This is a genomic window from Nostoc sp. DedQUE07 (genome assembly GCF_034530975.2).
Lineage (GTDB): Bacteria > Cyanobacteriota > Cyanobacteriia > Cyanobacteriales > Nostocaceae > Nostoc.
In genome coordinates this window covers 1-12,789 of sequence record NZ_JAVRCC020000012.1, presented here as the reverse complement: position 1 = coordinate 12,789, position 12,789 = coordinate 1, and the positions used below count along the sequence as shown (strand labels likewise).

Sequence of the window (12,789 nt, the reverse complement as noted above, 5' to 3'; positions counted from 1 at the left end):
TAAGTTTTAACAACGAACAAAAGATGAAAACTTAAACAGGGTTGGAATAATTTTCAAATAAGGAAAAACTGATGATACCAAGTAATAGAGTAAAAGTCCAAAAACACAAACCAAAGTTTTTTTTTGAAATTCCACCTGCGCTTAAATCTGTAAACTTTTCTTGTTTCGTTATTGGACAAAGTTTATCTTTTTTTGGGTCTTGGATGACTCAAATTGCTTTGGTATGGCTAGTTTATCAGCTAACTAATTCGGCTGTATTAGTGGGTGTAGCTGGATTTACAAATCAAGCTATGGGCTTAATTATTACACCATTGGTAGGAGTATTGCTAGATCGCTGGAACTTACGATATGTTCTATTAACTACTCAGCTAGTATCTATTCTGCTATCTTCTACCTTAACCTTTTTAACTCTTAGCGATAACATCAATGTTACATGGATTATTGTCATTGGCACGCTTCAGGGAACGGTAAAAGCTTTCGATTTACCAGCACGTCAGGTAATTATTCCCAGACTTCTGGATAAGAAATCAGATACTTATAGTGCAATGGCTTTCCATTCATTCTTGATTAATACAGCGAAGTTTGTTAGCCCGATGATTGGGGGTTTACTGATTGCTAGGTCTGGTGCAGCTTCCTGCTTTTTAGTAGATAGTATCAGCTATCTACCATTTGTATCTGCAATCTTAACTATCAAAGTTAACCCAGTTATCAATAATTCCTTGGCTCAAAAAGCAAAAATATGGAAAAACCTTAAAGAAGGGTTTGTTTACGCATACGAATTTCTGCCGATTAGATATTTATTAATATTACAATTTATTATTTGTTTTATGGGAATGACTCATGTAAATCTAGTGCCGATTTTTGCTCAAGAAGTACTAAAGGGAAACGCTGAAACTATGGGCTTTCTGATGACAGCTTCGGCTTTTGGCTCCATAGTTTCAGGTATTTATCTCATTTCTAGAAAAAATGTTATGGGACTGGGAAAAATTATAGCAATATCTGCTGCACTTTTAGGTTTAGGTTTAACAGTTTTTTCTCGCTCAAACAATTTGGAGATTTGTCTATTATTCATGTTTATCATCGGTATGAATAATACTCTCACCTTGGCTTCAATCAATAACTTTGTACAATCAATTCTTCCTGATGAAGACAAAAGAGGTAGAGTAACTAGTATATTTACAACTGGTTTTTTAGGAATACTACCTTTTGGTAATTTATTTTTTGGAGCATTAACAGGTTACTTTGGTGTTAATAATTCTTTATTATTTGGCGGTGTTTGTTGCATTTTAGGAGCATATTTTTTTAGTAGACAACTGCCCCAAATAAGAAAAATAGTGCATCCAATTTATGCAGAGTTGGGCTTAATTGCCCAGTCCAATAAAAGCTAAATCCGCTTTGATGGGATGTTGTCTGGAAGCGATGTCTATGACGGGCTACGCCTACTCGTAGTTCTCTCAACTCAACCTTTCAACAACAACCGCCTTTGTTGATACTCGATCAAAACCCACCGCGTTGCGTTTTATCCACAGTCTCAAGCAGAAAATACAACACTGTGTGCTGTTACTCTAGGGTTTCCCGCTCTTACTAAGTTTATTGTAAAAACCTCTTGATTTTTATCACCGATTGTGAGAAAGTCTGATTTAACATCTATAAAATACGGTAAATCGATAGATTTACAGTATTACATAGCTTGACTGGAAGCAAGCCGTGGTTTTAGCTGTGCTTTAATCCGGCAACATCCGATCGGACTGATTACAACTACAAAAGTATAACAGCCATGCAATGAAGGCATAATATCGGCATTCAGTGCTGGTATGACTGTCAGGAGAATCATATCAAGTTTGGATGATTACTTCTAATAAAATCTATCAATTTAGGTTGGGTTTAACGGCAGTCAAACCCAACCTAAACAAGGATCAAATGTTGGGTTTGACTGCGAGAAGCCCTTTCTCTAGGAGATGCTATTCGCATTAGATTCTAGGTTCTTCAATCAACCGTAACCTACAGATATTATTAAGTGTTTAACCGAACTTGATATCACTCTTATGCAAGTTACCTTCCATTACCAGTAAAGTAACCCCAGATATCATCCCAAATCAGATTCAATTTCCCTGTTTCTCTGGGAGTGGGCATTTTGTGTGTGGCTAGTTGTTCTAGTTTTCAGATGCTCATGTATTCACTTATGACTAAATTTTGGGATTATTTTTTCTAGTGGAGAACATCTCATGCAAGTAGATCCAAATTCTCATCAAGGTTCCGAACAAGATACTCAGGCTAATAGCGAAATAGATAAACTGAAACAACCCCGTGTAGCTAGCAAACGTTTCTTTGGTAGTCACGCCAGCAGACGCTCATTTCTCGGTCGCGCCGGTTTGTTTAGTGCAGCTAGTGTTGTGGCAGGGGTTTTCAGCTCATCTCTTTCCTTGAAGAAAGGAGGAAATGTTGTCCAGGCCCAAAGACCTCCTGCAACGTTTACTCCTGCAACGTTTAACTATAGCAACTTTCGTAATAGAGCTTTTCAAGTACGTACAAGAGCAGCCAAGGTTAATTCGGAAGTTCCTATCCCTCCTCATCCCACCAATGGAGATGAGGCGAAGTATGCTAACAAAATTGCGACGGATACACGAGGATTACCCCATAACAAGCTGGGCGAAGTGGATCTGAAGGCTTATCAATCTTTTATTAATGCGTTGACCTCCGATGATCCCAATGAGTATGAAAATATCATCCTGGGTGGCAAACGCAAGCTGGTACAACCGCTCGGTCCATTAGCGGTTAGCTTGAGTGGGCTGAATCCGACCCAATTGACAATTCCAGTGCCACCTACCCTCGATAGTGCAGAGCAGGCGGCTGAATTCCTCGAAGTTGCTTGGCAACAACTGTTGCAGGATATACCCTTTAGTGAGTTCCGCAATAATACAACTAACCCGCTGATTCTGGCAGCAGTTCAGGATCTGAATCGGTTGTCAGCATTCAAAGGGCCTAAACAGAACGGACGAGTTACACCCGAACTCCTATTTCGAGGCACCGCGATTTACGTTAATGGCTCTGGTGGAACGACTTACTACACGTTACCAGGGGTAGATGTGGGGCCATACGTCTCCCAGTTTTTACTGCGTCCTGTGCCCGCAGGAACACAGAGTTATGTTCAGCTTAACCGTGTTCCCCTAGCTATTCCCGAAAACAGTTTTCAAACCAACTATAACGAGTGGTTGCTGGTGCAAAATGGTGGCGATCCTGGTCGAACGATTAAATTTGACCCAACCCCTCGCTACTTTATCAACGGGCGCGACCAGTCAGAGATTGCCCACACACCACCACCCGTCTATGCAAATGCTGCTCTAATTCTACTCGCCAAGCCAGTCATTAATGACTTCCTAGCTGGTGGCGTTGGCTCACCTTACAATCCCGGTAATCCTTATAACAACTCGAAGACCCAAGCGGGTGGTACTGCGACATTTGGCCCAGGGTATTCACAATCTCTCATCGCTTGGGTTGCTCCACATGCAATCAGAGCGGCTTATTGGCAGAAGTACTATGTTCACCGTCGTCTGCGAGCAGAGGCTTATGGTGGGTTGGTTCACAACAACAAGGTGAATAAAACAAACTATCCGATTCACCCCGATGTTTTTAACTCAGAAGTACTAGACCGCTTCTTTAGTAAAAACAAATCTTATTTGCTACCGCAAGCTTTTCCTGAAGGGGCACCATTCCACTCTTCTTATCCAGGGGGCGCTTCGGTGTCCGCAGGTGCCAGTGTCACCATTTTGAAAGCACTATTTGATGAAAGTTATGTGATTCCGAATCCGGTGGTACCCGATCCCAAAGATCCCACCAAGTTGATTCCCTATCAAGGGCCACTGCTGACCGTGGGCGGCGAATTGAACAAACTGGCGGCAAATATTGGCTTGGGTCGTGATAGTGCTGGGATTCACTGGCGCACAGATGCAGCAGCGTCGTTGGCCCTTGGCGAAGCGATCGCAATTAGCATTCTCAGAGATGAAAAGCTAACGTTCCGCGAAAAATTTGCAGGTTTCACCTTCACCAAGTTTGATGGTACAAGAATCACAATTTAAGGCTTTAACTGTTTAGAAAATATAGAGATGCGAAATATCGTGTCTCTATATTTACTTAAATCCTATTTAGTTTCAGAGTTTTACAATGTCTGATCTTCAGAGATTTTACTCTCGGTCGCGATCTATGTTATTGAGCATAGCGGTAGCGATAGCTTTGCTAACGTCTTCGACGAACGCGCTCTTGATATCTACAACACAAGCACTCAATCCCAAAAATATAGTATCAGCAAAAGAAGCATCACCGGACATAGAACTAGCTAAGAAAATCGGTAAAGAAATTATTGCTGCTTGTCCCGTTGTCTCTGATGCTAAAAATTTAGCTGCCTTCAACTCATGCGCTGACAAACTCGCTAAACTAACAACCCTCCGCGAAACCATGAATGCACCCTTCTTGTGGGGCGCTCAAAGCAAAGTCGGTAATTATAATCTCAAAGATAATCAAACAACTGAATTTAATCCGTTAGTTTGGCGTCGTATTTACCTAGCTACTTTTATGTTCAAAGGTGAACCAAAGGTTGAACAGGTAAACAATTTAATTGTGATTCACCTTCCCATTCAGTTCCGTAATCAGCTTGATATTGGTGCTTATCCTTATCCTTTTTGGCACTCATCGAAAAAGTGGAATTCTTACCAGCAAAGTACTGAATTACTTCTGTTTCTAGAACAGAAAAAGCTTAAAGGGGCACTGCGTTCAGCTGTGGTTGACCCACAAAGACCAGTAGTAAATCATGTATGGGATGGTAATTGGGTTTGGGATGATGCTCATGGTCAGAAACAACCTTATGTAACACTATATACCCGTTTGTTTTCTCCATCGAACCCACACGTTGCTAAAGTTGATGCTGCTTATCGTGCATTTGAGGTTAATCTACGTCAACACGCTTGTATTGTTTGCCATAGTCCAGACAACGCGGCTAAACAAAATCCTTTAGTAATGCTGAGTTATCCAAATCAAGCGCTCTCATTACGACACGAAACGGTACGCCAAATCAAAGAAAAACTGATGCCACCTCCGACTGGTATCGTTAACGATCGAGAGCGACAAAAGCTAGTTGAACTCGCCCAAGCATTTGCCCAAGCAGGCGACCAAGCCCTAGCTTACGAAGGAGAAAAATAACTTCTTTCAAGTTCATTCAAACAACTGGTAATTGAGTCTGATGTGGTGCTGTCTGTGCTAGTTCCTCAGCTAAGACAATCGACTGAAAATATTACATGATTTCACGATCGCCATCGTTTCCTTAGCCACAAAACTACAAAACCAACAATAATTCCAACTATGAAACTGGAACTGAAAGGGTAGTCGCAAAAGAAGCGAACTTGCTTAAAAAAAATATCTTTATTACAATCTTTTGCAGGCTCTCTTACCAGAGATATAGTTGCTATACTAGCACCTGCAACAGCTACAAGCTCTTGGAAGTTATGCTCTCGTTCAGATTTTTCCGCTTCTATGCGACTGCGAGTAGCGTTAATTGTATCTTCTAAAAGTTGCAAGCCAAGCTGCATATTTTCGATATCTTTAGTAATTTGTGGTAAATATTTTTTGTTGGCTAGGGCGCTAAATTTTTCTAAAAAATCTAGCTGATTATTTTGACCTGCTTTTTCTTGAATCAAAGCCAAGCGAAGTTGATAATTAGATAAATTAATTTCAATAATTTGTTTTTGGAAAGAAAGGTTTAGTAAGTCGATTGTATATTGCTGAAGAATATTATCAATATTATTTAAAATCTTGCGAGAAGTTGTAATATTCTGCTTTTCTTGCCGAGAATTACTCTGATTGGTAATTTTTCTATTTTCTTCAATCTGTTTATAATGATTTAGCAGAGATTCTTTGACTAAACGACTTTGCCAATAAGCCCACGAAATCTTACTTCGATAACAAAATAAACCCATCCAATCTTTATAAAATTCCGCAGATTTTTCTGCGCTCTCTCGATTATTGTAAATAGTAATAATCACATCATATTCATTACTATTTAGAGAACTTGTTGCATTTTTTAGGCTCTGATTTATATATTGCGATCGCCCTACTTCAAAAACTTTTCCATCTAAAAAAGTACCTTTGTCTGGTTGCCAATAAGTATCTTTAAATAAAGCATAATAGCAATCTTTGGCAATATCTTCATGGTTCTGAGATGAGTTCTCTGGTAGCCAACCAGAAAGCAACCAGGTTTTTCCAATTATTGTCAGTTCTTTATTTACTTTTTGTTCAATTTCAGTTTTTAAAATTGCAAAAGACTTAGCTGGTTGAGTTTCAGTTTGATTATTAATAGAACAATCAATTTGTAAGCCATAAGTGTCATTTAATCTAACAGCATAATAGTATCCTTCTAAAGTTTTATTCTGGGAAATAAAGTTAATTTGAGGAGGATGGGTAATCTCTAGATACTCAGTTTCAATATCAGGATCGTAGAATTGAGTATCAGAGGGTAGTTGTTCTAAAAAAGCTGCTTGGTTTTTTTGTGTTTCTGCATCAGTTGTGTTTAAAGAAGTTTTTAAAGCATATAAAAACAAATCGACTGTCGGATAGATTAAATCGCTCATTACAAGGGTAAAACTAATTTGATTTATTTGATTGAGATAAAAACTGTTTCCATTTTTCTAAAAACTTGACTTGTTTCACTGTTTCTTCTGGTTCAGAAGAATTACCAACAATGACTACAATATTATTGAGTTGGCTTTCGTAACCTGTAGCTTCATCTTTGGGTTTAAAACCTCTATTTATTGGAGACTTTTCAATAGTATTGAGTCTACTAATTTCTGCTTCCGTCGGAAATAAATCATCAGGAATTTCTTCTATATTATCTAATTGAGATTTATACAATTGATAAGACTGATTTAAGTCAGGATTAGGGGTAATTATTTTTAATAAACGTCCTTTAATATAGTCTTCCCAAGCTTTGGGTTGAGTGTCTAATTGCTTGGCAACTTCTTTTAAATTCTGTTTCTCTTGTTCTCCAAGGGCGGTTTTTAAGTCTTGAAACGCCAAGAGAAAAGCGATGATAGTATTGTCAGCTTTTGTATTCATAGGTTTTTATACCAAACTCACTACGACTAGTATAAACGTAATTTCAGTGAGATAATTACACTATGTATTTCATGTTCAGTTTTGATTTTCTATCTCTAAAAAAATAATGTATTAAATAAAATGTTTTTTATTATACCTTTTGTTGTGTAAATAAATCTAGTTTCTTGCACTGGATTATAGTGATTTTTCATACAACCTAAACGAATGCTGTAGGCAAAATCTGCCTACAGTTTAACCAAAAAGTTATCAGAGTCAGTCAGGTAAGAAAAATGGCATCGGAATGGGCTGCTCAAGTTATTGGAATTAATTATTACCCAGAGTACACCACTCTCAAGCCGCTAACAGCAGCAGCAGAGGATGCAGAGAAAATTGCCCAACAATTAGAACAATACGGTTATAGACCTTTTCGCGCTCAGTGTTTACCTAGAACTTTAAACCCGAAGGGAGAAAGTAAAATCGATCGCCAAGGGGCGGTAAAGGTGCAAGAATTGAGAGAAGCGATCGCTAATCTTTTCAATCCTCCCGATCCAAACCCCACGCCAGAAACAGCGTTATTCTTCTTTTCAGGACATGGGTGGTGCAAAACTGTCGCGGGTAAAGATGAAGTATTTCTAGCTACCAGTGATGTCTTACCTGATGCAGAAATCTATGGTATACCCTTAAGTTGGTTGGGTGAGCAGCTGCAAATAAGTCAGGCTAAACGAGTCGTTGTTTGGCTAGATTGCTGCTATAGCGGTGAATTGTTAAAATTTATTCCCACAGATAAAGATTACTGTTTCATTACTGCAACTCGTTCTTACGAAACTGGTGTCGAAATTCCCCACGCGCAGGGGTTGATGACGGAGGCGTTACTTGCAGGATTGAACCCGGAAAATGACGCAGATGGGATAGTCAATAGCCACAAATTGGCAGATTTCATTATCAGCCGAATGCCGAATACAGTCCAGCGCCCGTTAATTGCCAATTCGCCACGCGCAATTTTGCTGACAACTAAGTTTTCGCAAAAAAGCTTTCAGGATAAGTGTCCTTATCGTTCGCTGTCGTATTTTACCGAGACAAAGGAAGATGCTGAGGTTTTTTATGGGCGGAGTGCGCTAACTGGGCAGTTGATTCAACAGGTAAGAGATAAGCATCGCCTCATTGCTGTGTTAGGTGCTTCCGGTAGTGGAAAATCATCTATGTTACGGGCTGGGTTACTTTACCAACTTAAGCTAGGACAAGAGATTCCAGGGAGCGATCGCTGGACTTATATTACACCGTTTACGCCGAAAGAATCTCCTGTTAATAGTTTACAGGAGGCTTTTGCACTTTCCTTGCCAAGCTACGGTGTACAGACAAGTCAAATTACCCCCCTTAATCCCCCCTTGCAAAGGGGGGAAACTGGACAATCTAACTCCCTCCCCTTTACAAGCGATGCCCTGAGCTTGTCGAAGGGGGGAGGGTTGGGGAGGGGTGATTTTGCCCATGTTATCAGCGAGAGGTTAAAAGCATTAAACACACCAGTCATCTTGATTATCGACCAGTTTGAAGAATGCTTTACTATGTGCGATGACAGCCAGCGCCAAGAATTCTTTGACTGTTTGCGGGAATTAATTGACTGTACAGATAACCTCTATATTTTCATTGGGATGCGATCGGATTTTCGGGGGAGATGGCGAGAATATCCCAAATTTGCGGGCAGAATCAATAAACCTTACATCAACATCGAACACTTAACCCGTGAGGAAATTGCAGAAGCGATTACTAAACCGGCTGATTGGGTAGGATTAGGCATAGAGGGAAGGTTAAAACAGCAACTAATTAATGATGTTGAGGATTACCCCGGAAGTTTGCCTTTGCTGCAATATACGTTGACAGAATTGTGGCGTGAGTTGAGAAATCAAGGCGATGAGGTTCTCAGCCTCAAAACTTATGAGGATTTAGGCGGGGTTGAAGGAACGCTACAAAAACGCGCTGATGCAGTTTATGAAAGTCTTTCAGCAACAGAAAAAACTGTGGCGCGGCGGATTTTTCTGGAATTGACGCAAATGGGAGAAACCACAGATGTCAGGCGGCGCGTGCGTTTACGCGAGTTGGTTAATTCTCATCATTCTTTGGAACTTTTGCAACAGGTGAGCGAGAAGTTAGCGGATAAAGATGCACGATTAATTACAAAGACGGATGAGCCGGATTCCTCTGATGTAATTTTAGATGTTGTCCACGAAGCCTTAATCCGCCATTGGCAAATGTTGCGGGGTTGGAAAGACGAATATAAGTTGGGAATAGCGATTGAGCGTCAGATTGAAGCGGAAGCCCAAGAATGGGAGAAGAATGATAAAAAGCCAGGGTTTCTTAGGAAAGATGACAGATTGGCAGTAGCAGAAGCATATTTAACTAGATTTGGCGATTGGCAAATGCTGAATGGGATGGCGGAGGAGTACATTCAGAATAGTCAAGAACTGCAAAATCGCCTTGAGCGAAAAGAGAAAGAACGCCAACAAGAAAAGTTGGCAGCAGTACGGAAAAAGTTGGCAGCATCACGGCTGCAAAATTTAGTATTGATGGGGTTTGCTGGACTAATTATCTTTGCGATTTATCAATCGTATGATGTTAAAAACAAAGCCAAGGAAGCAGCAGAACAAAATGCCATTGCTCTGGCGCAGTCTAATAGGCAACTTGAGGCTTTAGTTGCAGCTCTACAGTCAGGTAAACAAATTTTGGGTAGACCAATTAAAAATGCCAATTTGGAACAAGCAGCTAACCAGCAAGTTGTAGTTGCACTCAAGCGAGCAATTTACAATCAGCGAGAACTAAACCGCTTGGAAGGGCATAGCGAGAGGGTCTGGAGCGTAGCATTTAGCCCCGATGGCAAGACTATCGCTTCTGCTAGTGCTGACAAGAGCGTCAAACTCTGGGATGCGGCTACAGGTAAACAAATCACCACCCTCAAGGGGCATCGCAAAGCTGTCTATAGCGTATTATTTAGCCCCGATGGCAAGACCATCGCTTCTGCTAGTGTTGACAAGAGCGTCAAACTCTGGAATGCGGCTACAGGTAAAGAAATCTCCACCCTCAATGGGCATCGCGAAGCGGTCATGAGCGTAGCATTTAGCCCTGATAGTAAGACCATTGCCTCTGCTAGTTGGGACAAGAGCATCAAGCTCTGGAATGCGTCTACAGGTAAAGAAATCTCCACCCTCAATGGGCATCGCGAAGCAGTCATGAGCGTAGCATTTAGCCCCGATAGCAAGACCATTGCTTCTGCTAGCGCTGACAGCAGCGTCAAATTATGGGATGCGGCTACAGGTAAACAAATCACCACCCTCAATGGGCATAGCGAAGCGGTCATGAGCGTAGCATTTAGCCCCGATGGCAAGACCATTGCTTCTGCTAGTTATGACAGCAGCGTCAAATTATGGGATGCGGCTACAGGTAAACAAATCACCACCTTCAAGGGGCATCGCGAAGCGGTCATGAGCGTAGCATTTAGCTCCGATGGCAAGACCATTGCATCTGCTAGTGCTGACAACAGTGTCAAACTCTGGGATGCGGCTATTGGTAAAGAAATCACCACCTTCAAGGGGGATAGCTTTGCGGTTAATAGCGTAGCATTTAGCCCCGATGGCAAGACCATCGCTTCTGCTAGTTATGATAACAGCATCAAACTCTGGGATGCGTCTACAGATAAAGAAATCCCCACACTCAATGGACATAGTGATGCGGTCATGAGCGTAGCATTTAGCCCCAATGGCAAGACCATCGCTTCTGCTAGTTATGACAATACCGTCAAACTTTGGGATGCGGCTACAGGTAAAGAAATCTCCACCCTCAATGGTCATAGCGATGTGGTCTGGGGCATAGCATTTAGCCCCGATGGCAAGACCATCGCTTCTGCTAGTGATGACAATACCATCAAACTTTGGGATACGGCTACAGGTAAAGAAATCACCACCTTCAAAGGGCATAGCGATGCGGTCAAGAGTGTAGCATTTAGCCCCGATGGCAAGACCATCGCTTCTGCTAGTGATGACAATACCGTCAAACTTTGGGATACGGCTACAGGTAAAGAAATCTTCACCCTCAATGGTCATAGCCGTACGGTCAATAGTGTAGTATTTAGCCCCAATGGCAAGACCATTGCTTCTGCTAGTTATGACGACAGCATCAAACTTTGGGATGCGGCTACAGGTGAAGAAATCTCCACCTTCAATGGTTATAGCAGCAGTATGGTCAATAGCGTAGCATTTAGCCCCGATGGCAAGACCATCGCTTCTGCTAGTTCTGACAACAGTGTCCAACTCTGGGATGCGGCTACAGGTAAAGAAATCATCACCCTCAATGGGCATAGCGATGCGGTCAATAGCGTAGCATTTAGCCCCGACGGCAAGACCATCGCTTCTGCTAGTTATGAAAACACCATCAAACTGTGGGATGTAGCTACAGGTAAACAAATTACCACACTCAATGGGCATAGCAAAGCGGTCAATAGCGTAGCATTTAGCCCCGATGTCAAGACCATCGCTTCTGCTAGTTCTGACAATACCATCAAACTCTGGAAGGTTTACCCTAATAACCTAGATGATTTAATCGTTTACAGTTGTACTAGGTTACGTGTTTATTTACAATCAAATCCTAATGTGAGCGACAAGCAGCTCTGCGATGGCATTGGTACTAAGAGCAATTAGAATGTTCCCTTCGACTCCGCTACCTCGGCTCCGCTACCTCGGCTCCGCTCGGCACAAGTCAGGGAACACTAAAGCGATCGCGCAAATCAACTTATGGCTTATATCTACATTCTTGAATGTGCTGATGGTAGTTACTACACAGGTAGTACAACGGATCTTGAGCGGCGGCTGTGGCAACATCAACAAGGTGAGGGCGCAAACCACACGGCAAAACGGTTGCCTGTGAAGCTAGTTTTTTGCGAGTATTATGAGTCTGTGGTGGATGCTTTTGAACGTGAGAAACAAGTGCAAGGTTGGAGTCGAAAAAAGAAGCAAGCTCTAATTTCAGGAAATACAAATTTGTTGCATAAGTTAGCCGAATGCCAAAATGAAACTCATTACAGTAGGTTGGCTAGCTTTGACACTTAGACAATTTGACAAGTTCCCTTCAATAAAGGCGTTCCCTGACTTGTGCCGAGCGGAGCCGAGGTAGCGAAGTCGAAGGGAACTTGTCGAAAGACGGTGCAGTGCATTGCTTCGCTCAACCATCACAAGAACCCTCCCTGACACAAAAACGCTCCCTTTGACTTCCTTCAGATCCCTTCGGCTTCTCTACGAGACGCTACGCGAACGCTCAGGACAAGCCGCTCAGGGAGCAGATCGGGTATAAAAGATTTAAATACACAAAAACTCTCACTAAGATAAAACTATTGCTCCCTTCGACTTACTTCGACTACGCTCAGTACAAGTCGCTCAGGGAACAATAGTTTTATGTTGTAGCAGCTTCCGCTTTGCTTGCAGCAACTTCTGCTTTAACGTTTCCGCGTTTCGCGCAAGCTGTAGCAACTTCTGCTTTAACGTTTCCGTGTTTCGCGCAAGCTGTAGCAACTTCTGCTTTAACGTTTCCGCGTTTTGCGCAAGCTGTAGCAACTTCTGCTTTAACGTTTCCGTGTTTCGCGCAAGCTGTAGCAGCTTCCGCTTTGATGTTAAACCAATTCGCAATTGGTAATTCAAAATTCGTAATTACAAATTGGTATAAAGCAAA

General features: G+C 41.7%; 9 protein-coding genes. 5 read left to right on the top strand and 4 right to left on the bottom strand.

Translation table 11 applies throughout. The features are described from left to right. Window positions 1–71: 71 nt before the first annotated feature. Complete coding sequence (locus RMZ95_RS12125) at window positions 72–1,388, top strand: MFS transporter (RefSeq protein ID WP_322683766.1); 1,317 nt, start codon at window positions 72–74, stop codon at window positions 1,386–1,388. Between the two features lie 293 nt (window positions 1,389–1,681). Here RMZ95_RS12125 and RMZ95_RS12120 read toward each other — a convergent pair whose 3' ends face one another. Beyond that, window positions 1,682–1,834, bottom strand: a complete 153-nt coding sequence (locus RMZ95_RS12120) for a hypothetical protein (protein WP_322683765.1) — start codon at window positions 1,832–1,834, stop codon at window positions 1,682–1,684. 391 nt (window positions 1,835–2,225) lie between these two features. Between RMZ95_RS12120 and RMZ95_RS12115 the strand changes: the two genes are divergently transcribed. Together RMZ95_RS12115 and RMZ95_RS12110 are read left to right on the top strand one after the other, a co-directional pair. After that, window positions 2,226–4,076: a vanadium-dependent haloperoxidase gene (locus RMZ95_RS12115; RefSeq protein ID WP_322683764.1), complete on the top strand. Its 1,851-nt coding sequence runs from the start codon at window positions 2,226–2,228 to the stop codon at window positions 4,074–4,076. A gap of 85 nt (window positions 4,077–4,161) precedes the next feature. Next, entirely contained in the window at window positions 4,162–5,193 is a 1,032-nt protein-coding gene (locus RMZ95_RS12110; protein WP_322683763.1) for a cytochrome c, read from the top strand. Window positions 5,194–5,294: 101 nt separating this feature from the next. Here RMZ95_RS12110 and RMZ95_RS12105 read toward each other — a convergent pair whose 3' ends face one another. Then, a complete protein-coding gene (locus RMZ95_RS12105; protein ID WP_322683762.1) occupies window positions 5,295–6,617 on the bottom strand; it encodes a hypothetical protein in 1,323 nt (440 codons plus the stop codon). Window positions 6,618–6,630: 13 nt separating this feature from the next. Then, window positions 6,631–7,101, bottom strand: a complete 471-nt coding sequence (locus RMZ95_RS12100; RefSeq protein ID WP_322683761.1) for a hypothetical protein — start codon at window positions 7,099–7,101, stop codon at window positions 6,631–6,633. A 269-nt stretch (window positions 7,102–7,370) separates the two neighbouring features. Between RMZ95_RS12100 and RMZ95_RS12095 the strand changes: the two genes are divergently transcribed. Further along, entirely contained in the window at window positions 7,371–11,765 is a 4,395-nt protein-coding gene (locus tag RMZ95_RS12095) for an eIF2A-related protein (protein ID WP_322683760.1), read from the top strand. A gap of 93 nt (window positions 11,766–11,858) precedes the next feature. After that, complete coding sequence (locus RMZ95_RS12090; RefSeq protein ID WP_322683759.1) at window positions 11,859–12,173, top strand: GIY-YIG nuclease family protein; 315 nt, start codon at window positions 11,859–11,861, stop codon at window positions 12,171–12,173. Between the two features lie 340 nt (window positions 12,174–12,513). On the opposite strand, the gene RMZ95_RS12085 is transcribed toward RMZ95_RS12090, so the two are convergent. Beyond that, a complete protein-coding gene (locus tag RMZ95_RS12085; RefSeq protein WP_409882543.1) occupies window positions 12,514–12,729 on the bottom strand; it encodes a hypothetical protein in 216 nt (71 codons plus the stop codon). Between the last annotated feature and the right edge of the window lie 60 nt (window positions 12,730–12,789).